This is a genomic window from Limnothrix sp. FACHB-1083 (genome assembly GCF_014696485.1).
In the GTDB taxonomy this organism is placed as follows: Bacteria; Cyanobacteriota; Cyanobacteriia; order CACIAM-69d; family CACIAM-69d; genus CACIAM-69d.
On sequence record NZ_JACJQD010000012.1, the window covers coordinates 81,678 to 101,777 of the forward strand.

Sequence of the window (20,100 nt, forward strand, 5' to 3'; positions counted from 1 at the left end):
ATGCCTGTGTGGAAAACAGCACATTTAGCCTAGGTCGATCGGGGCCCAATGGCTAGCGATCGCGCCGCTGGCGGTTTTCCCAAATTGGCTCAACGATTCGCGCAACCCTTTGCGTGACCACCAGCACCACTACCAGCATCACTACCAGCGCAACCCCTAGCGCAACCCTTGGCTCACTCCTAAGACCAAGCCGGATGGCGCATCAGGGCATTCATCACCCGCACGCCCCGCAGTTGATTGGTGGTGGGCAAATGGCCTCGGGGCGCTGCCAAACTCCAGGTAAATTCACCGGGCCAGCGCGTCCAGTGGTTACCCTGTTTCCAGTTAATTTTGGGCCAGAATTTTTCCCAATCTTGCCCCACACCCAACCAAATTTCGCGCTGAATCGAAAAGCCAAATTTCCCTTCGGAATAGGTGCGCCACAGGCCATCAATCACTTGCAGATCGAGGGCGGGGAAGCGATCGACCTCGGTGAAGTACAGCCATTTGCGTTTGACGGCTTCGGGGCCCGCCAGCTCGCACAGTTTTTGGATGGTGATTCGATCGGCCTGATCAAAATCTTCCTCAAGCAACGCCGTTTGAATGGGTTGGTAGTCCACGGTGCATTCCCCGGGCAACTCCACCACCCCATCGGGATAGTAGCCTTCGAGGAAGTTGCGAGCCTGGGGCAAGTCGGCCCGGTTCAACAGTTGGCCGATGCGACCCAGCAGCGGATCGATCGTGTCAATGGCCAAGGGCTGGGGCGATCGATCCTTGGCAAAGTCGATCAGCAAGGCCACGCCATCATCCAGGGCCGCTAACGCCGGAAGGGCGGCCAATTGCTTTTTCAGGTTGCCGCTGTTGAGCGCGGTGGCCAGGGAGTCGAGGGCGGTAGACGGATCAATGACGGCGGACGCAGGGGAATCGCTCATGCCAACCTAGGAAGAACCAGCGTTTTCAAGAAATGGTTGTTAAAGGAAAATTGGCCGGAAATGGCGCATCAGGGACTACGGCGCAAACCCCAAAACCACGAGCGGATTGATCGGTTTGCCCAGGCTTCGAGATTGCAAATCATGATTACCAATCGTTGAGCGCTGCTCAGGGATTGGCTTGATCTTGCTGCTTAAGCTTCGGGAGCTTTCGGGAGCTTCGGGATCTATGGTACTGGGTTTCGCGGCCCTTGCCCGATCGCCCCGGTATTCCTCAGCAGCGCCTCTATGGGCCCCTGCATGGGACTGGTTCGGGCCACGAGCGATCGGGCTTCTAAAGATAGCCATGCTCCGCTAAAAAGTCGGGGGTGATGGCATAGCTCTCCCCCGCGCCGCCGTTCAGGGGGCCCGCTCCCGATCGCAGGAGTTTTTCAACATATTTCCCCAACACGTCCCCTTCCAGGTTGACGGCGGCCCCGGGCTGCAATTCCTGCAAGGTGGTGTGGGCGTAGGTGTGGGGAATGGCGGCCACCTTGAACCAGCGGCCATCGTCCGAACAATCGGCGATCGTCAGGCTGATGCCATCGATCGCGATGCTGCCCTTTTGAACGATGTAGCGTGCGACCCGATCGCTCGCCTGAAAACTCAGTTCCCAGGAGGTGGCCGTGGCGATCGCCGATTCAAACCAGCCGGGCCCGTCCACATGCCCCGTCACGAAGTGGCCGCCAATTTTGCTGCCCACCCGCAACGAAGGTTCCAAGTTCACGCGCTGCACTTGCCCCAGGGTGGTGCGATCGATGGTTTCCGGGGACACAGCCGCCACAAACCCATCGGGCAACAGGGTTTCCACCGTCAAGCACACCCCATTCACCGCCACGCTATCACCCAGTTCCAAGCCGGGGACAATCGCCCCGATCGCCTCGGGTTCGCAGGTAATTACCACCCGATCGTTCCCCAGCCGTTCCAGGGTTCCCAGTCCTTGCACCAATCCTGTAAACACCGCTGAGTCCTAATGCCTGATGCCGTTAAAAGCCACTGTTCAAAACTACTCAAAACGACCGATCAGAACCACTGATCAAAGCCGCGAAGCACCAGGGCTGGTTGTCAAAACTCTAGTGGCGAAATCTGAGTTCAGAATCGCAGCCGCTGGCGATGGTTGGCCACCGACAGCACCAGCCCGATCGCCACAAAATTGGTGAGCATTGCCGATCGCCCATAACTCAACCAGGGCAAGGGAATCCCCGTGATGGGAGCCAAGCCGATCGTCATCCCAATGTTGACCGTGATTTGGAAAATCAACATTCCCAACACGCCAATCGCGATCGCCGAGCCAAAGTTATCTTTCGCGGATTGGGCGATCGACACCAACCGCAAGCAAATAATCCAAAACAGGGCCAGCACCACGATCGAGCCAATAAACCCCAGCTCTTCGCCCACCGCCGCAAAGATAAAGTCTGTGTCCTGCTCGGGAATGAAGTTCAACTGGGTTTGGGTTCCTTTGAACAACCCCTGGCCCCAAAGCTCCCCCGCCCCGATCGCGATCCGCGACTGGATCAAGTGATAGCCCCCACCCATCGGATCCTGATCTGGGTTGAGGAACATGGTGATTCGGGCCTTTTGGTATGGCTTCAAAAAGTCCCAAAAGATTTTGCCCAACCCCCCGGAAGTCAGGTTCACCACGATCGCTCCCAAGCTGCCATAGATGCGCCAGGGCAGACTTTTCCAAGCCGCAAACCCCATCAGGGCCACCCAAGCCAACCAAGCGGGCAAGTAAACGTTAAACAACACGGCGGAAATGACCGGCGACACCAGCAGCGCCAGCCAACCGGGATTGGCATTGCCCCAATACAACATGCTCATACAAATCGACCCCAGCACCAACGTTGATCCCAAGCTGGGCTGCAAGAACACCAGGGCGGCGGGCACGGCCGTCACGGCTAGCACCTGAAACAAGCGCGGCAGGGTGGAAATGCTTTCTTGGTTGATGGCGCTGGCCAGGGTGATGATTAGCCCCACCTTGGCAAACTCCGAAGGCTGAATATTAAAGTTCCCGATCGTCAGCCAACGTTCTGCCCCCAAGGCCGTTGTCCCAAACAGCATCACCGCAATCAACAGCAGGTTAATGCCGCCATAGATCCACCAGCGCCAACGCTCCACTTCCTCATAGCGCGATCGAGCCAGCCAGAGGGCAATGATTAAACCAATGGCTCCCATCACCAGGTGTTGAATCCAGTTCGTGCCCCCGGAGCTGAGTTCGACGCTGCGGATGCTGATGCCACCAATGACGGTCATCACCGTGACCGCCAGCAGCAACACCCAGTCAATATCAGCCCAGGGTTGAATCAGCGATTTGAGATTCCAGCGACTGGAGCGCAACATGGAAGAAGCCATTGAGTGCAAGCAAAGGGCGAGGATTGGATCAAACAGTAGCGGAGCGATGGCCCGATGGTTCACCGCCAGTCGCCGGTAACGCCCAAACTAGTTCAGGCAAACTAGCTCAGGGCCATTACCGAAACCCGTGCCGCCACGGCCTGGGCGATCGCCTTCAGGGCCTGGGCTGAGGCCGAATCCGGAGCCGACACCACAATAGGCACACCCCGATCGCCCCCTTCCCGCACAGGCATTTCCAAGGGCACACAGCCCAGCAGCGGCACTGCTAATTCTTCCGCTGTCTTTTTGCCTCCACCCGAACCAAATAGGTCGTATTGGCGATCGGGCAGATCCGGCGGAATGAAGTAGCTCATATTTTCCACGATCCCCAACACCGGCACACTGAGCTGCTGAAACATCTTCAGCCCCCGCCGCGCATCAATCAGCGACACCGTTTGGGGCGTGGTCACAATCACCGCCCCCGCCATGGGCACAGCTTGGGCCATGGTTAACTGGGCATCCCCCGTTCCAGGCGGCATATCCACAATTAAGTAGTCCAACTCGCCCCAGTCCACTTGGTACAGGAATTGGCGAATGATGCCGTTCAGCATCGGCCCCCGCCAAATTACCGGTTGATCGGGGTCAATCAAGAAGCCCATGGACACCATCTTCACGCCGTGGTTTTCCGCCGGTTCCAAGATGTCTTGTCCTTGCCCCTGCCCTGGCCGCACCATCACTTCCGCCTGGGTTAAACCCAGCATGGTTGGCACGTTGGGCCCATAAATATCAGCATCAATTAGCCCCACTTTGGCCCCCGATTGGGCCAGGGAAACGGCAATATTCACGGCTACGGTGCTTTTGCCCACGCCGCCCTTGCCGCTGGACACGGCCAGGATATTTTTCACGCCGGAAATCCCCGCGCGATCGGGCAAGGATTTTTGTTGCGGCGTTTCAGCCGTCACTTCCACGTCCACCGACTCCACGCCGGGCAGGGTTTTCACCGCCCGCTTGCAGTCATCCACAATAAATTCCCGCAAGGGGCAAGCGGGGGTTGTCAGCACCAGGGTGAACCGCACAGCGCCGCCATCGATGCTGACGTTGCGGATCATGTTCAACTCAACGAGGCTTTTGCGCAGTTCCGGATCTTCCACGGGGCGCAAAATCTCAAGCACGGCTTCGGGACTGAGGGCGGTAGCAGTCATGGGTGAGTGGGAATTCGTTGGCGTAGCTGAGTCGAAAGCTGAGTCTTAATCGGAAGCTGAGGCTAAAAGAGATCCCGAACAGATCCCTCAGAGATCCCGAATTCACTGAAGTTTCCAAAGCTCGGACTACGGGGGCCGATGGTTCGGCCATGGCAGCGAGTCGGGGGGATTCAGGAACTTTTGGGTGATTCTAAGGATTTGTACTCAGAGTTTATATGTTTTGAAATCTTACCGTTTGCCGGTGGGCTGCTACCGATCGAGCAGAAGGCTCCTCATGTTCTGAACGTTCTGATTGTTCTCAGGGCTTGCAAGATCGCGACTTGGGAAAATCTGGGGAGGCTCGGTGCTCAGGGGTCTGGGTTGAATTCTAGAAGTTGCTTCTCCATCTGTTTGGGTATTGTTTGAGTTCTGTTTGGGTATTGATGAGTATTGATTTGAGTATCTGTTTGAGTCGCTCTCATGGCTCTGGGCGCTCCTCAATTTCAAGCTGATCCCCACCTTGATCTCAGTCTTGTTAAGGGAAGTTGGCAGGCGGCGGCTTAGGCGATCGGGGGCGATCGAGCGTTCGTACCAACGATTAATTGCGACTCAGCAGCAGGATTACAACAAAATTGTTAAGTTCTACGACTGCTTGGCCGGACTTTTAGGGGCCTCCGGTACGCTAGAGGGTCAATAGCAACCGTGGCACTGGTTGTCGTTTGGGTGAGGAAACTGACCCAACCGCCAGAACCTGTTTTCTACCAAGATCGATCGCCGTCCCCCGTCCCAGGCTGAGGGAGTTCCTAAATTTAGGTCGATCGCGGGCGTTTCCTTTTCCTAAAGCTTCCTAACAAACTGCGTTAGACATTAGCTATGACCGCATTCGCAACCCCCGCCAAGTCATCGATCACCCATCCCGAGGCCAACGGCCAGGCCCAACCCATGGTTGCGGGCGCACCGCCAGCCGACTCCCGTGAACGGGTTGGCCAATGGATGCGCCAAATTCAAGATGAAATTTGCCAGGGACTGACGGCCGCCGATGGGGCGGGTCAGTTCCGTGAAGATGCCTGGGAGCGGCCCGAAGGGGGCGGCGGGCGATCGCGCGTCATCACCAACGGCGGCGTATTTGAGCAAGGCGGAGTCAACTTCTCGGAAGTGTGGGGAACCCAATTGCCCCCTTCGATTTTGACCCAGCGCCCGGAAGCGGCCGGTCATGGCTTCTACGCCACCGGTACCTCCATGGTGCTGCACCCCAAAAGTCCCTACATCCCCACGGTTCACCTCAACTACCGCTACTTTGAAGCGGGCCCCGTGTGGTGGTTTGGAGGCGGCATTGACCTCACCCCCTACTACCCCTTTGTGGAAGATGTGGTGCATTTTCACCAAACCCTGAAGGATGCGTGCGATCGCCACAATCCGCACTACTACGACACCTTCAAGCTCTGGTGCGATGAATATTTCTTCCTGAAGCACCGCAATGAAACCCGTGGGGTTGGCGGCATCTTCTTCGATTACCAAGACGGCACCAACGAACTCTATCGCGGCCCCGATGCCCAGGGCCCCGCCGCCCAACACAGCAAGCAAGTGGGCGTGCCGGCTCAGCGCAATTGGGAAGAGTTGTTCGGCTTCGTGCAAGATTGCGGCCGAGCGTTCCTACCGGCCTACGTGCCGATCGTTGAGCGTCGTCAGTCCCAGGAATATGGCGATCGGGAGCGAAATTTCCAGCTTTATCGTCGGGGACGGTACGTTGAGTTTAACTTGGTGTACGATCGCGGCACGATCTTCGGGCTGCAAACCAACGGTCGCACAGAGTCAATTTTGATGTCCTTGCCGCCACTCGTGCGTTGGGAATATGGCTACCAGCCCGACCCCAACACGCGGGAAGCGAGTCTCTATGAGATCTTCCTGAAGCCGCAGGATTGGCTCAATGCACCCCCTCAAGTGCCTGGACTTGCCTAGCAGCTTGGGGAAAACGGCACTCCGAGACCACTTAAGTCTCCTGGGGTGCCGTGATACAATCCGAAGGAGACTTACCTGTCGAGCGCTGCTTCCGATTGCGTGGTGCTCGTAGCCGGTGCGATCAAATCGAAGCATCAAGCCCCCAGCTTTGTTTCGATCTCCGTGTCCTGACCGGGATCGTTCTTTGCACGTCCACTGGCCCCCGAGTTTGGGTATGGTCATGAAGTGCTTGCCGATCCGCCGCTGTCCTCAACACGATCTGTCGGCCAGCCCCCTTCCTAGTCCCCCAAGAGCGAACAATCCATCATGGAGCAGAAGACCCACACGACCAAAGATGGCACGACGGTAATTGTTCTCACCCCTGAAGGACGGCTGGACATTACGACAGCCTGGCAATTTCGCCTCAAACTGCAAGAATGTATTTCTAAGCTGAGTCCTCATATCGTCGTGAATCTCAGCAAGGTCAACTTCATTGACAGTTCTGGCCTCACCTCGCTCGTTGCCGGGATGCGGGATGCCGATAAGGAAAAAGGCAGTTTTCGCCTCTGTCAGGTACACCCCGAAGCCAAGCTGGTTTTCGAGGTCACCGTGATGGATTCCGTATTTGAAATTTTTGATAGTGAAGACCAAGCCCTTGAGGGCACTCCTCGCACGATCGCTAGCTAGGCCTTCACCCTAGCGCGCCATCTGCCCGTTGCAATTAGGTTGTTATCAAACAAAAGGGGCGATCGCCTCCTAGGCAGCGCAAGCCCAGGGCTGCCCGATCGGGAACAGCCAACCTTTTAGCTAGCGCATAGCATCACCCACCACAAGCACTGGAAGATGAGTCCCATGGATCTTCCGGTGCTTGCGGTTTATGGGCCAAATTGGGTACTTTTTGCCTCCGGCCACTGCTCGCGCCACTCTTCGCGCCACTATCTGGCAACTATCTGGCAACTATTCACAACCATTGCCATTGCCCACGGTTCCAGAGCTTGACTGAGGCTGCCCAGTGACGTGACGGATTCGATCGACCCGCCTAGTCACGATCCAAGAGCCATGATAAGGGGGATGATCAAATATTGCAGGACAGTCGCAGTCTTTAAGAATTTTTAACGGCCAGACCTGTGCTAAGCCCTCGGGCAAGGATGAGAATAGGTAAAAGTTCAGTATTGCCCGCTACTAAGCAACAGCCATAGATAAATTTGGTGCGTTACAGTAGGGTGCATTTGAATCGAGCCATACCGAACCATCCGAATCGATCGCCAAGAGGGCCTTCTATATGCTGCAAACGAAACTGCGTTACTCGATCGACGAGATCCGAGACGAAGCCCGCCATCTCGTGGAAACGGGAAACGTGGATCGTCATCAGCCCCTCTATGTCCTCTGCCAATTTATTCCGCCTCGGGAATGGACTTGTGTGGAGTTTGAGCTAGAGCGGTGTGACTATCTACTCCGGGACTGCGTGGGAGACCTGCTCAGTCACGAAGAATGGACTAACGATTAAGACCAGCAGCCCCATCAAGCGCACATTAATTGGCTTGCCAAACCCTAAGCTATCGCGTGAGATGACGTGGGCGCTGTTACCCATCAAATTTGCAAATTTCGCTCGCCAGATCAAACAATCAACTGCCGATCGGCTGAGGCACATAAATTCTCCCACTGCGATTCATCCAGACCTATTCGGATTCAGCTTCATTGAGACTCACCCAAAGATCTAAGCAGTCCTAATCAGGTCTAGTTAACTCCGGTTGAATTTATTGCATTGATTAATTTGACTTAGTTTATCAATCAATAGATTGCACGGAACATCGATCGATGAATCTCCATGGATATCTGAAACCACGCTGAAGTAATTTAGACTGCCAAACGGCACAACTATTGACCAGGCAAGGAGCTGACGTTCCTTGCCTGTTTATGTTTAAACTGTTTTACTAAAATATTTTCAGAAAAACTTCTACTACAGCCCTTATCTCGATTACTAAGCACAGTTGTCTGTAGGGTGGGCCGTGCCCACCGAACCGTTGATTCATGGCATTTGCGATATGACGTGCCAATTATTTTAAGTAAAGGCTGTATCTAATTTTAGTTTTTAGATGGCTAAGTTTTTGGATTTTGAAGAGAGCTTAAGCAAGAAAATTTGCAGAAAATAATTTACAGAAAATAATCCACAACAGGAAAATCAAATAAGAAAACAAGGAGCAAAAGCCCCTTGTTTTATCAGCGATCGATCAGTTGTATTTGGTTGTGTATTGAGTTGCTGTGTTGACTTGCTTTTGAGCGTCGAAGGTTTCAGTTTTGAGACTCAAACCGAAGGCTCAGGTAAACGCCTTAAACCACTTGTTCAATTTCGGCAATTTCGGGGATCACTTCCTTCAGACGACGCTCAATGCCCATCCGCAGGGTCATGGCCGAGCTGGGACAAGAACCACAAGCACCTTGGAGACGCAGCTTGACAACGGGCCCGTCAATTTCAACAAGCTGAACGTTGCCGCCGTCAGCCATCAGGTAGGGGCGCAGTTCATCAAGGGTGGTTTCGACGTTTTCAACAGTGAGGGGTAGGGTCATGGCGAGCGTTCTGGATTTAGCAAAACGAATGAGGATTTTCCTTGGAGGGATGACCTCAGGGCGGGCGATGGATAGGTCGCTGGATCGTGCGATCACCCGTCCTTTAGTGTATCGCCTGACTTGATTACTTTTACAACAGGCAAGTTGCTAAATCTGGTTCATGCTCCCGAGTCGTACTCTTGAGTCATGCCCGTAATTTGACGGGATCTCAGTTCATGGCGAATCGCTCACGGCCAGTTGCCCGGGCCGCTCGTTCGTGGCTGTTCGTTCGTGGCTGTTTGTTCGTGGCTGTTTGCTCGTGGCTGTTAGCGCACCAAAATCGTGAAGGTCAAGGGAGGAAGCTCCGTTTCGCCCACTTGGGCCACGGACAACCGGTAGCGATCGCCCGGTTTGACGTTCCGCATGGACAGGCGCAGGAGGCCTTCCCCAGCCGCTTGCACCGAGGCTTGTGGGCCATTGAGAGTAGCAGTGCCCGTGCCGGGAAGCCGGAGGGTGAGGTTCAAGGCAGGGCGATCGGCTTGGGGGATGTAGTGGGCCTCAATTCGCAAAGCACCACCATCAGCTAGCCATTCTTGGGTGACCTGGGGGGTTTTGGCGCTGAGTTCGAGGGTCAGGCGGTTCAGCAGTTCCCGCGCGGCCAACAGGGCAATGGTCATTTGCTGCTGGGGGTTGGCGCGATCATATTCCACATATTCCATGGGAAAACGATTGGCAGCACCGGTACGCACGGCCGTTGCCCAGCGCAACACGACGGAGGCTTGGGCATTCAGCAGGCGATCTTGGTCGGGAAATAGCTCATCCACGGCTTGCATGAGGGCTACGCCTTCTTTGAGAGCCTGGGCGGCAACGGTTTGACAAGCGGCTAAGAGTCGTTCGGCCAATTCCGCTGGCAGGTTCGTGGGCAGGTTGAGCTGCTGGAACTGCCGTAGCCAGGGATTTTGGGGAACTTGGGCGATCGAGGGCGCGTCCTCGTAAGTGTCGCGATAATCTAGCGCCGCTTCAGACGACTCCCAAGGAAACAGGGGAGGGCGCTGGGAGGCTTCTAGAATCAACCGCTGTTTCAGCAGGGCGTGATAGCGCTGGTCAACGACGGGCATTGCATCAAGTTCGAGCATAGGATTCGCAACCGATAAATCGCTGGGAGATAGCGATCGCGCTGGTGCGGGGTTGATCGCCGGATCCGCAAGGGCAGCAAAGTCGCCCTCTAGGAGGTCAGCGGGATCGAAGGCATGGGCAGCGAGGGCCTGTTCGATCGCCTGATCAATCTCGATCGGCTCAAGCTGGGTTGCCCCAAGTTCAATCGGCTCAGGCGATCGGGACTGATCAGGGGTGGTTGTGGGGTCGAGTTCCTTGGCCACATCCAATAACTGGCCCAAGAGCTGCGCTTGCAACGCACCGGGAACGCTATCTAAGTTGCTATTCATCTGTCCCCCTCCTCGTTCCGGACTCTGTGCGATTACGAATTTCCCAAGCGGTTTCCAGCAACTTGAACCATAGCTTTTGCACTTGAGAAGCGCTGATCCCCATCGCTTGGGCCACGGTTCGATCGTCTGATCCTGCGCGTTTTAGCTCCACCAATTTGGTAATTTCCGGGCCCAGTTGATTGAGCAAACTTTCCCATTGACGAGGGGTTAAGCCTAAATCGCGCTCCAAATCCACATCAAGCCACTGGTGAACCAATTCCCAACGGTGGAGCAAGGCAAAGCGAATGAGGTGATATTTGAAACGTTGTTGTAAGTAATCGCGCTGACGAGCATCCAGCCCCAACACCTTTTCAATTTCGCTGGCGGATAAGTCTTTTAATCGCAGCACCAAATAGTTAACGCATTCCTCTTGGTTGCGATCGCGCAGATAAGCAATTAATTCATCCACAACCGCCTGGCGCAGGGCCCCATCCATCACATCGGTGGATTCCTTGGCGCTGATTCGATCGCGCACCTGCTGCACCGATGCATCATCCCAGGAGTAGCCCTCACCGCTATCACTGGCGCTTTCGGCGGCCTGATCCATGTCGATCGAAGTTTCCGGGGGCTGTTGACGGGCAAAGGTTTGGGCCCGCAACACAATTAACTGCTGCGATCGCCCACCGGGCAACGGAATCCGGCGCTTGGCGTAGCGCTCCACAAACGCCATATATTCCGCCAACTCCAGCCGTACCCGAGGGGTGTAGTCCGGGGGCAACTGGTTTTCGCGCCGAAAGGCCCCCAGCGCCTCCACGTAAAATCCCTGGAGGAAATCCTCGATCGCCAACAGCCGCGCTTGATAGCTCGTGCGCGATCGGGCTGGGGAAATGTATCGGTAAATGATGGCGCTGAGGGTACTGTGCAACTCGGCTCGGCCGCGTTGGGATCCCAATTGGTAATAGCGCAAATTCTGTTGCAATCGGTGACGAGCCAGGCTGTGGGCCCAACCCAACACATCCCCGGAAGACTGGATCCGACGACTTTCAGTACAGATGCGATCGACTTCCGCCGCAATTCGATCGGCCACCGCTGTACAAACCGCCTCTGGAGCCGTCGTTCCTGACCGCAACTCCCGCTGCAATAAATCGATCGTCGATTCCACGCCCCTACAACTCTCGTCTGATGCCAACATTACAACCGACCATTGCGACTGATGCCACCCCAAGACTCCGGAGATGTCCTACGGAACGGTTTACCATGACAAGCATAATCGACTCAGCGATGACCACCACGAGCGATTACGCTGCCTGTGCGATCGGTAACCCCAATTAGCCCCCAACAACTTGCCACAAAATCCGCAGGTACAATGCTTGCGGCCGATCGCAACGATGGTTGTGGCACGAGCGATCGTTGCTAGGACTGTTACTAGGGCGATTGCCAAAGCCGCTGCCCGCCCTGCCTAGCTTGACCGTCATTTTTCGTCTTTTTCATTGAACCTATGGATATTGAAAGCCAAATTCAAATTCTGATCGACAATGCCCCCCAAGACGGTCAAACTCCCGAAATCGTTGCCGCGATCGCCCCAGCATTGATCTACTTCGCCAACCAACTGAGTCGCGAAGACTACTACATCCTACAAACCCTCAATGGCGATTGGGTACGCGTCACCCTCGGGAACCGCCGCGAACAGGGAATCGAGAAAAATGTGGTCTACGCCTTTCCCACCTTGCAAGACGCAGCCCGCGGCCCCATGCCCACCAAAGATCCCAACTTGATGGCCGCCCCATTTCCCGTCACGCACATCCTGTTTCAACTGATGGCAATGGAAACGATCGATAGCCTCGTATTTTTCGACATCCCCGGCGATGTGATGCAAGGCATTGAAGTAACCCGAGAAGCCTTTCAAGAAACTGTTCGCAACCTCTTCTCTCAGGTGCAGCAATGGCAGGAGGGCGACATGATTCCCAATCCGCTGCCCAATAGCGCCACGACGATCCCTTCAGACTTTGCCTAGTAGCATGGCCACCTTAATTTGGGGGGTCAAAGTTGCGAAATCAGTTGTCATAACGAGGGGCTTAAGCCCCTTGTTACCTAGCGATCGGGGAACGGCAACAGCCATTTGACTTGACCGATCGACATAGGCTCGTTCCGCTACTAGAAAGCTTTGGGAAAGTTCTATGATCTACCATCTATGATTCATTTCTATATGCCCTTTGCCCAAGTGAAGAGAAAGAGTTGAGGCACAAGAGGACTGTCAATTTTCATTCAAGTTCTAAAAACAACAAAAGCCACCTCGATGTTCAAAACTAGGGTGGCTTTCGTGTTGTTTGTTACGGTTGGTCGGTTGCAGACAACTATAGCCAGTGGTGACTAAAGATCGTCGTGGCAAGTAATCGCTGCGGGTAGCAAGTGCAGGTCATTACTTTGGGGAGTTGCTGCGAACCGTCATTGTGGATCATCAACGAGGTTAGAACTCAACGACCACTCGTGCGGGTGCAGAAAATGGTTGACTCTGCTAACACTAACCCCTGAAGGTTCTAATGCTCTAGGCGACTGAGGATGCAGCGAAGGCAACTGCCAAAGTTAGCCCCAGGAGTAAGACAGCGGCCCCACCCAGTTGTGCGTAGCGGCGTTGTTCCCAGAAGGTGGGGTAATGCGCGTAGTACATCTTCGGCTCTTTAGCGTAGTTATTCAGTTGGCCGGTTTCGTTAATGGTGGTGTACATGGCACTGCTCCAAAGGGTGTGGGGGCTGTTTGTTGCCCTGTGTTTCACAGTATAACACTATGTAAATTTTTCTTGCAACATACTTGACGAAAATTATTTTATTTTCCTCATTCGGAGCAAAAAGCCTTTGTAGTCATCAGTCCAGCTCTCGGATCAACCCACATTTCATCGTTTAATAGACACATGCGTTAATAACGATTTAAAAATCACTACAGATTGCTTGCTTTGGGCCCGATCGCACCCGGGGGCGGAAACGCAAGGCTATACTCGTTTTTGAGCGGGGATCGTCCTTGTCCAGTTCTTCAGCCCCTGTTCACCGCTTCCTATGTCCTCCCCGATCGCCCCGTGGCCCGATCGCCCTTGCCGCTTTGCCGTCATCAGCGATTTACATGTCGCTTTGCCCCACACGGTTTGGGATCATCCGAGTCGATTTCACTTGGTGGAGGTGGCGATTCCGGCCCTGGAGCAAATCCTGGAGCGACTGGAGCTACTAAATTTAGATTTCCTGTTGTTGCCTGGTGACCTGACTCAACATGGCGAGCCAGAAAATCATCAGTGGTTGGTGCAACGGCTGAAACAGTTGCCCTACCCGGTTTATGTGGTTCCGGGCAACCATGATTTTCCTGCCCAATCGAGTTACCCGCGCATCACGACCCTGCCGGAGTTTGTGACGCTGTATCGGGATTTTGGCTATGGGGATTCTCCGCAGCCCTATTACATTCAAGAGTTGTTGCCCGGCCTGAAGCTGATTGGTCTGAATTCCAATCAACTTGCAGAAGATGGCAAGGAAATTGTTGGGGCGATCGATGCGGAGCAAATGGACTGGCTCGATCGCACCCTTGCCCAGCTCAACCCGCAGGATCTGACCCTGGTGATGGTGCATCACAATGTGGTGGAACATTTGCCGGAACAGGCGACTCACCCCCTGGGCAGTCGCTACATGCTCCAAAACGCGATCGAACTGCGCCAAAAGCTGCGATCGGCCGGGATCCAGTTAGTTTTTACGGGCCATCTCCATGTGCAGGACATTGCCGAAGCTGACGGACTCTATGACATCACCACCGGCTCCTTAGTCAGTTACCCCCATCCATTCCGTTTGGTCACCTTGCGGCGCGATCGCGCGGGTCATCCTTGGTTGGAGGTGGAATCGGGCCGCGTGAAGTCTGTTCCCGGTTGGGAAGATTTGCCCGCCCTTTCTCGGCAGTGGATGGGCGATCGGAGTCCGCCGTTTATGTTGAAAATGTTGATGTATGGCGGTTTGGGGCTGTCGCAAGACGAAGCGCTCCTGTTAACTCCCCAGTTGCGGAATTTCTGGGCCGATGTGGCCAATGGGGACGCGCTCTTTGAGTTTCAGCAATTGCCCCCGATCGTGCGGGACTATTGCCAACAATTTGGGGCGATCGGCCCCGACGGCTCGATCGCACGCATCGACAACCACATCGCCCTGCGCCTCTAGAAACATCAAGCCCCGCCAGCCATCTTCAAGGCAACGGCTCGCCCTGGCCTTATCCACCAAAAACAGGCAAGGGGCCCCCAAACGCAGACAAGGGGCCACCAAAAGCAGACAAGGGGCTTAAGCCCCTTGCCCCCGCGCGATCGTTGGCTATTCAATGCCAAATTCCGCGCCCTCAGCTTTTTCATCACTGCAAGCCAATCGCCCCACAGTGCAAATCATGCAGCGCCGGTTACACAGTCTCAGCCACGCCGCAGCGCCGCCGCATCCTAAACCGCAGCCACCAACGGCTCCGAAGCCGACGGCCGACGATTAATCACCTGGTCAATCAGGCCATAGTCCTGGGCTTCTCCAGCCGACATGAAGAAATCACGTTCCGTGTCCTCTTCAATGCGGCTCAGGGGTTGACCCGTGTGATCCGCCAGGCAACGGTTGAGATTGGCCTTGTGATACAGAATTTCCTTAGCTTGGATTTCGATATCCGTTGCTTGGCCCTGTGCGCCGCCCAAGGGTTGGTGAATCATAATTCGGGAGTTCGGCAAGCTCATCCGTTTGCCCTTTTCACCGGCACTGAGCAAAAACGCTCCCATGCTGGCCGCCAGACCAACGCAGATGGTGCAAACGCTCGGGCGGATGTGATTCATCGTGTCATAGATGCCCATGCCAGCCGTCACCGAACCCCCAGGGGAGTTGATGTACAGGTAGATATCCTGTTCGGGATCTTCCGCGTCAAGGAACAGGAGCTGCGCCACGATCGAGTTGGCCACATCCGCATCGATCGCCGTTCCCAAAAACACAATGCGCTCCCGCAGCAACCGGGAATAAATATCAAAAGCGCGTTCGCCGCGGCCAGATTGTTCGATAACAGTCGGGATCATGCGCGTCCTATGGCTTGTGAATGACCTGAAACAACCTTGATTCTAGCGAGTTGCGCCAAATACCTTCTAGGGGTCTCGATACGGGTCTCCGCCCTCAGGTCTGCTCGATCGCGATGGAGCCTAGGCTGAACAGGCTAGTTGCCCATTTCACGCTCTCGATTCTGAGCAAGGTTGATAGGCGCTCAATAGGCTGATCCACCATTCCCCGGCGATTTTTCAGCCAGCCAGAGCACAAGATCAGCAACGCTACACCAAAAACCCAGAGACAAAAAATCCAGAGACAAAAAAAGGGGTGGTGTGTCAATCACACTCACCCAATGAACCGTTGTCGTAAAAAGAGAGTTAGAGCAGGAAAAGAGAGTTAGAGCAGGGTCTGTGGAGATTGTCAGAGATGTCAGACAGAGATGGCACGCTGCGGAGACCCCAAAGGGGTGACTTTTTTGTTTCGTCCGCAAGCGCGTGAATGCAATGGAGTTTTTAGCCCTTATTGCGTTTTCAGCACTTTCATAACTTTAAGGGTATGCGAAAACCCCTAGCTGTCTGTAAAGCTAGGATGAACTTTCGCCCATTCCGTATGAACCTTTGGTAAAGAATTACCAGGCTCCAAGGACAAGGGCTGAATTGAATTGGGTTGAGTCGAGCGGGGCTGAGAGGTTGACCCAGCATTGCAACTGGTTAAACGACTTCTCGCCCAGCGTTTACCCCATCTGTTTTTTATCCGTGTCTGACTGTCTGACTATCTAACCGTCTGGCTATCTGCTATTCGCGGTCTGCTTTTTTCGTGACTGGCTTATTTTCAGCCAGCTTTACACGCCAAAGCAGGATCGATCATTTCCCGCCACTTGGTTCGCCCGTGGAGATGATCCAACTTTTGGCGATCAGGGCTGACCAGGCGGGGGGATGCCAGTATTTTGCCGGTTGAACTCTGATTTGGAAAGGGCGGGGGTCAGTTTTTTGATCGCCACAGGGCGATCGCCCAGGTTACCCCCAGCCCGCTCCTCTCGTTGAACTAACTAATTAATTCAATGAGTCGCTCGCAAACGATTCGTGAACTATTCGCTGATGGCTCCTACCGCTCCCGAATAGATGGCTCCGCGCGGTGCATCCAAGGTCACGATCGCCCCGTCACGAATGGCATCGGTCGCCCCATCCACACCCACAATTACGGGAATGCCCAACCGTTGGGCGATAGTGGCGGCGTGACCCGTCAGGCTGCCATCTTCGGTAATCACGCCACCGGCACGGCGAATCGCTTCAATGCAATCAACACTGGTAGCAGGAGCCACAAGGATTTCGCCCGCTTCCAGGGAGTTGGCATCCATCAGGTTTTTCACCACCCGGGCCCGACCGCTAACGGAGCTTTGGCCAATGCCACGGCCACGGCCCAACACGGAGGTCACCACTTCTACTTTGATCAAGTCTGTGGAACCGGAGATGCCTTGCAACGTACCGGCGGTCATCACCACCAAATCCCCTTCGCGCAGAACGTACTGTTCTTGGGCCAGCCCGATCGCCGCTTGCAGGGTTTGGGTGGGAGATGGCAAATCCAACACCATCAGCGGCCGCACTCCCCACACCAATTGCAATTGGCGGGCAATGTTGACATGGGGCGTGACGGCCAAAATTGGCGTACTAGGACGGAATTTGGAAACGTTGCGGGCGGTGGCTCCGGACTTGGTGAGGGTTACGATCGCCGCTGCATCCAACTGGGCCGCAATGTCCCCAACGGCCTTGGAAATCGCATTCGGGATTGATCGCCCAGCACTGTCCAAATCGAACTGGAATTTTTCCTGTTCAATCCGCACGGCAATCCGAGCCATGGTGGCCACGGCTTCCACGGGATATTGACCCACAGCGGTTTCGTTGGACAGCATCACCGCATCAGTACCGTCCAAAATGGCATTCGCCACGTCGGAAATTTCCGCACGGGTGGGCCGCGGGTTGCTGACCATGCTGTCGAGCATCTGGGTGGCCGTAATGATCGGGATGCCCAGACGATTAGCCGTGCGAATCAAGCGCTTTTGCAGGACGGGCACGTCTTCGGCGGGCAGTTCCACCCCCAGATCGCCCCGCGCCACCATCACCCCGTTACAAAGGGAGAGGATGGCCTCCATCTGCTCGATCGCCTCGTGCTTTTCGATTTTGGCGATCACGGGCACGTTTTTGCCCCGGCTGGCAATCATTTCGCGGATTTCCAGCACGTCTTGGGGATTGCGCACAAAGCTCAACGCCACCCAATCGACCCCTTGATCGAGGCCGAACATCAAATCTTCTTTATCCTTGTCGGTCAAAGCTTTGATCGACAGGTAAACCCCGGGGAAGTTCACGCCCTTGTTGTTCGAGAGGCGACCGCCAACAATGGTGCGGCAGTGGAGATCGCCCTTGGCTCGATCGACCCGTTCCACGACCATTTCCACGCGCCCATCATCGAGCAAAATCGTGGCATTTTCAGGAACTTCTTCCGCCAGCAAATCGTAAGTGACGGAGCTTGCGTCCTGAGTGCCCACCACTTCCCGGCTGGTGAGCACGAAGGGATCGCCCTTTTGCAACACGATCGACCCTTCAGCAAATTTGCCGAGCCGAATTTTCGGGCCCTGAAGGTCTTGCAGAATCGCCACCGGCTGATTCAGCTCAAAGGAGATTTGCCGAATCAGCTTAATGTTGGACTGGTGATCGGCATGGCTGCCATGGGAGAAGTTGAGGCGAAGCGTCGTGGCACCGGCTTCAATGAGCGATCGCAACACATCGGGCGTGTTAGTGGCGGGGCCAATGGTGGCGACGATTTTGGTGCGGCGCAAGGGCTGTGGCGAGTCCATGAATGTCTCGAAACGTTGCGGGTACTACGATACCATCGATGGAGTCCTCTCTCTGCTATGGGCCATGCGATCGACCTGGGACTGCTTGCTAGAGAACGTGGGTGAGTGGTACGGCTCCTTTGCCACGGTGGATGACCAAGGACAACTCCTCAGCGATCGCCCCAGCATCACCAGCATTACCCCCCTCGAAGGCGGCAAAACTATCTATCAGCGGGTGCGCCAATTTGCCCCCACGGCCGATGGACAGTTTCCCGAAATCGAAACCGCTGCCCCCGTTCAAGATTTAGAACTCACCTACAGCAACCTGGGGCGAGGCTTCTTAGCCCTCGAAACCGGCGCATTTTCCCAAGGTTCCATGCAATTAGGGCCCTTTTCCGAATTTGGGGCCGAGTTGGGATTGGTGGCTCGGCCCTTGCGGGTGCGGGTCGTGATTCGCTACGACAAGGCGGCGCAGTTAATGCCCCTTTCCCTGATTCGGGAAACCCTGGATCCTATGCCAACCTTGCCGCCGGGGGAGCCGCTCACGCCTGAAGCGCTGTTAGCCGCGCTGCCAGGGGTTTGGCAAGGACAGTGGGTGACGGTCTATCCCGATTTTCAGCCGGCCCAAACAGGCATGTCGCACTTGGAAGTTCGGCGATCGGGCGATCGGCTGGTGCAAACACTCAAGTTCGGGAATCAGGCGATCGGCTCTGACGCGGCGATCGTGGGGAATCGGCTGGAGTTCCGCGCAGGTAACAGCACAGTGCTCCTGCTGCCCAACGGGATTTCGGCCACCTTTCCCACGCAACTCAATTATCGACAGCCGCTCTTTTTGGAGGCCGGTTGGCTAATCAACCCTAATCTGCGCCAACGGCTGATCCGCAGCTACGATGCCCAAGGAGCCTGGGCTAGCCTAACTCTGGTGACGGAAGAGCGCGTCGCCTAGGTTCTCCCAACAACCCCGGCCCAGTGGCGGGGTGAGATCGAATGCCAACTTGTGGGGGACACACAGTATCTGGCTAGGAATCCGGCTAGGGCGTTGGTAAAGGGCTGGACTGGGCTGGGCGTTGGGCGGGCCCCTGAGTTCGTTTCAACTCTTCTCGCAAAATTTGACGATAGGCACTGGGCAGCAAACGGGTCATGCGGTTGGTTTCAATGCCGTAGCCCAAACTAGTCCAAGTCCCGGACAAACGGCGCAACACTCGATCGAGCTGGCCTTGGCGCAAGGCCTGGCGCAAATCGATCCCCCAAGCAGCCCGATCGTTCAGCCAGCGATAGACCACCCAGTCTTGATAAACCGGCTCGAAACTGTAGCGGCCCAAAACGCCCCAACTGTGGCGATCGGGGTGATAGGCCTTCGCCTTTTCAAACCAGGTGCGATCGAGCATTTGATAGCGACCCGCCGCCGTGGAGCAATTGCCCATATTGGGCCCCAGCAAAATCGTCACGCATTCCTGGGGATGCTGGCTCAGGTTCCGAACCCGTCGGCCGCCGTAAAGCATCGCGTAAGGATCGCGACCATTCGCCTCGCTCACGGAAATTGTCCGCATCAAGGCCCGCAGGTAAGGGTCTCCGCCTTGCATGGCCAGAGGTGGAATGGCCACGCCTTCGCTCAGCTTCAAGGCTGGGCCCAAATAATTTGCCCCCGATGGCGACAACTCCGACAGGTTCAAGCCCAACCACAACAGGGTAATGGCACTGCCCGCCGCGATCGCCCCGTTGACCAAAGATCCCCAAAAGGTCGTCGATCCCTCTGCTGGTGAGGGTGCGGGCAACTTGGGTGGCAACTCGGTAGGCGAACTGTTGGCATGGTCAAGCATGGGCCAGAAGCCGGATAGAGCACCGGAGGCAAGGGGGCAAAATTGGGCGATCGGGAAACTG

General features: G+C 55.5%; 17 protein-coding genes. 6 read left to right on the forward strand and 11 right to left on the reverse strand.

The window, feature by feature from the left end:
* Window positions 1-179 precede the first annotated feature (179 nt).
* The 4 genes from H6F46_RS15220 to H6F46_RS15235 all read right to left on the reverse strand — a co-directional run bounded on the left by H6F46_RS15220 (window position 180) and on the right by H6F46_RS15235 (window position 4,480).
* Window positions 180-911, reverse strand: coding sequence for a GUN4 domain-containing protein (locus H6F46_RS15220; RefSeq protein WP_190355577.1), 732 nt, complete (start codon window positions 909-911; stop codon window positions 180-182).
* Between the two features lie 331 nt (window positions 912-1,242).
* The gene (locus tag H6F46_RS15225; protein ID WP_190355578.1) at window positions 1,243-1,908 is read right to left on the reverse strand and encodes a riboflavin synthase; all 666 of its coding nucleotides are present in this window, start codon (window positions 1,906-1,908) and stop codon (window positions 1,243-1,245) included.
* A 131-nt stretch (window positions 1,909-2,039) separates the two neighbouring features.
* A complete protein-coding gene (gene rodA, locus H6F46_RS15230) occupies window positions 2,040-3,299 on the reverse strand; it encodes a rod shape-determining protein RodA (protein ID WP_242026199.1) in 1,260 nt (419 codons plus the stop codon).
* Between the two features lie 101 nt (window positions 3,300-3,400).
* Entirely contained in the window at window positions 3,401-4,480 is a 1,080-nt protein-coding gene (locus tag H6F46_RS15235) for an Mrp/NBP35 family ATP-binding protein (protein ID WP_099531576.1), read from the reverse strand.
* Window positions 4,481-5,401: 921 nt separating this feature from the next.
* On the opposite strand from H6F46_RS15235, the gene hemF reads away from it, so the two are divergent.
* The 3 genes from hemF to H6F46_RS15250 all read left to right on the forward strand — a co-directional run bounded on the left by hemF (window position 5,402) and on the right by H6F46_RS15250 (window position 7,904).
* Window positions 5,402-6,418: an oxygen-dependent coproporphyrinogen oxidase gene (gene hemF / locus H6F46_RS15240; RefSeq protein ID WP_234406460.1), complete on the forward strand. Its 1,017-nt coding sequence runs from the start codon at window positions 5,402-5,404 to the stop codon at window positions 6,416-6,418.
* Between the two features lie 306 nt (window positions 6,419-6,724).
* Window positions 6,725-7,084, forward strand: coding sequence for an STAS domain-containing protein (locus H6F46_RS15245; RefSeq protein ID WP_190405019.1), 360 nt, complete (start codon window positions 6,725-6,727; stop codon window positions 7,082-7,084).
* Window positions 7,085-7,679: 595 nt separating this feature from the next.
* Window positions 7,680-7,904, forward strand: a complete 225-nt coding sequence (locus H6F46_RS15250; RefSeq protein WP_099531580.1) for a DUF4327 family protein — start codon at window positions 7,680-7,682, stop codon at window positions 7,902-7,904.
* A gap of 824 nt (window positions 7,905-8,728) precedes the next feature.
* Here the strand turns inward: H6F46_RS15250 and H6F46_RS15255 are convergent.
* The 3 genes from H6F46_RS15255 to hetZ all read right to left on the reverse strand — a co-directional run bounded on the left by H6F46_RS15255 (window position 8,729) and on the right by hetZ (window position 11,560).
* Window positions 8,729-8,965, reverse strand: a complete 237-nt coding sequence (locus H6F46_RS15255; protein ID WP_099531583.1) for a NifU family protein — start codon at window positions 8,963-8,965, stop codon at window positions 8,729-8,731.
* A gap of 305 nt (window positions 8,966-9,270) precedes the next feature.
* Window positions 9,271-10,389: a hypothetical protein gene (locus H6F46_RS15260; protein ID WP_190355579.1), complete on the reverse strand. Its 1,119-nt coding sequence runs from the start codon at window positions 10,387-10,389 to the stop codon at window positions 9,271-9,273.
* On the reverse strand, window positions 10,382-11,560 hold the full coding sequence (hetZ, locus tag H6F46_RS15265) for a heterocyst differentiation protein HetZ (protein WP_099531585.1): 1,179 nt from the start codon (window positions 11,558-11,560) through the stop codon (window positions 10,382-10,384). The genes H6F46_RS15260 and hetZ overlap by 8 nt, the downstream gene beginning before the upstream one ends.
* Before the next feature lie 306 nt (window positions 11,561-11,866).
* Between hetZ and H6F46_RS15270 the strand changes: the two genes are divergently transcribed.
* Window positions 11,867-12,382: a hypothetical protein gene (locus tag H6F46_RS15270; RefSeq protein WP_190355580.1), complete on the forward strand. Its 516-nt coding sequence runs from the start codon at window positions 11,867-11,869 to the stop codon at window positions 12,380-12,382.
* 531 nt (window positions 12,383-12,913) lie between these two features.
* Here the strand turns inward: H6F46_RS15270 and psb34 are convergent.
* Window positions 12,914-13,093, reverse strand: a complete 180-nt coding sequence (psb34, locus tag H6F46_RS15275) for a photosystem II assembly protein Psb34 (RefSeq protein WP_190355581.1) — start codon at window positions 13,091-13,093, stop codon at window positions 12,914-12,916.
* Between the two features lie 325 nt (window positions 13,094-13,418).
* Between psb34 and H6F46_RS15280 the strand changes: the two genes are divergently transcribed.
* Window positions 13,419-14,549, forward strand: a complete 1,131-nt coding sequence (locus tag H6F46_RS15280; protein ID WP_190355582.1) for a metallophosphoesterase — start codon at window positions 13,419-13,421, stop codon at window positions 14,547-14,549.
* A gap of 266 nt (window positions 14,550-14,815) precedes the next feature.
* Here the strand turns inward: H6F46_RS15280 and clpP are convergent, their stop codons facing one another.
* On the reverse strand, window positions 14,816-15,424 hold the full coding sequence (gene clpP, locus H6F46_RS15285) for an ATP-dependent Clp endopeptidase proteolytic subunit ClpP (RefSeq protein ID WP_099531589.1): 609 nt from the start codon (window positions 15,422-15,424) through the stop codon (window positions 14,816-14,818).
* A 1,052-nt stretch (window positions 15,425-16,476) separates the two neighbouring features.
* Entirely contained in the window at window positions 16,477-18,240 is a 1,764-nt protein-coding gene (gene pyk, locus H6F46_RS15290) for a pyruvate kinase (protein ID WP_190355583.1), read from the reverse strand.
* On the opposite strand from pyk, the gene H6F46_RS15295 reads away from it, so the two are divergent.
* Complete coding sequence (locus H6F46_RS15295; protein WP_242027983.1) at window positions 18,194-19,165, forward strand: DUF3598 family protein; 972 nt, start codon at window positions 18,194-18,196, stop codon at window positions 19,163-19,165. The genes pyk and H6F46_RS15295 overlap by 47 nt on opposite strands.
* A gap of 85 nt (window positions 19,166-19,250) precedes the next feature.
* Here H6F46_RS15295 and H6F46_RS15300 read toward each other — a convergent pair whose 3' ends face one another.
* Window positions 19,251-20,039 (reverse strand): glycoside hydrolase family protein, encoded by a 789-nt coding sequence (locus H6F46_RS15300; RefSeq protein ID WP_190355584.1) that lies wholly within the window; start codon window positions 20,037-20,039, stop codon window positions 19,251-19,253.
* Between the last annotated feature and the right edge of the window lie 61 nt (window positions 20,040-20,100).

What these genes read in the sequence shown, in the direction of transcription:
- rodA (WP_242026199.1), bottom strand. Translation starts at nt 3,299, where the DNA reads ATGGCTTCTTCCATGTTGCGCTCCAGTCGCTGGAATCTCAAATCGCTG.
- H6F46_RS15235 (WP_099531576.1), bottom strand. Translation starts at nt 4,480, where the DNA reads ATGACTGCTACCGCCCTCAGTCCCGAAGCCGTGCTTGAGATTTTGCGC.
- hemF (WP_234406460.1), top strand. Translation starts at nt 5,402, where the DNA reads ATGGTTGCGGGCGCACCGCCAGCCGACTCCCGTGAACGGGTTGGCCAA.
- H6F46_RS15255 (WP_099531583.1), bottom strand. Translation starts at nt 8,965, where the DNA reads ATGACCCTACCCCTCACTGTTGAAAACGTCGAAACCACCCTTGATGAA.
- H6F46_RS15260 (WP_190355579.1), bottom strand. Translation starts at nt 10,389, where the DNA reads ATGAATAGCAACTTAGATAGCGTTCCCGGTGCGTTGCAAGCGCAGCTC.
- psb34 (WP_190355581.1), bottom strand. Translation starts at nt 13,093, where the DNA reads ATGTACACCACCATTAACGAAACCGGCCAACTGAATAACTACGCTAAA.
- H6F46_RS15270 (WP_190355580.1), top strand. Translation starts at nt 11,867, where the DNA reads ATGGATATTGAAAGCCAAATTCAAATTCTGATCGACAATGCCCCCCAA.
- H6F46_RS15220 (WP_190355577.1), bottom strand. Translation starts at nt 911, where the DNA reads ATGAGCGATTCCCCTGCGTCCGCCGTCATTGATCCGTCTACCGCCCTC.
- H6F46_RS15300 (WP_190355584.1), bottom strand. Translation starts at nt 20,039, where the DNA reads ATGCTTGACCATGCCAACAGTTCGCCTACCGAGTTGCCACCCAAGTTG.
- H6F46_RS15295 (WP_242027983.1), top strand. Translation starts at nt 18,194, where the DNA reads ATGGTGGCGACGATTTTGGTGCGGCGCAAGGGCTGTGGCGAGTCCATG.
- H6F46_RS15280 (WP_190355582.1), top strand. Translation starts at nt 13,419, where the DNA reads ATGTCCTCCCCGATCGCCCCGTGGCCCGATCGCCCTTGCCGCTTTGCC.
- H6F46_RS15250 (WP_099531580.1), top strand. Translation starts at nt 7,680, where the DNA reads ATGCTGCAAACGAAACTGCGTTACTCGATCGACGAGATCCGAGACGAA.
- clpP (WP_099531589.1), bottom strand. Translation starts at nt 15,424, where the DNA reads ATGATCCCGACTGTTATCGAACAATCTGGCCGCGGCGAACGCGCTTTT.
- H6F46_RS15245 (WP_190405019.1), top strand. Translation starts at nt 6,725, where the DNA reads ATGGAGCAGAAGACCCACACGACCAAAGATGGCACGACGGTAATTGTT.
- pyk (WP_190355583.1), bottom strand. Translation starts at nt 18,240, where the DNA reads ATGGACTCGCCACAGCCCTTGCGCCGCACCAAAATCGTCGCCACCATT.
- hetZ (WP_099531585.1), bottom strand. Translation starts at nt 11,560, where the DNA reads ATGTTGGCATCAGACGAGAGTTGTAGGGGCGTGGAATCGACGATCGAT.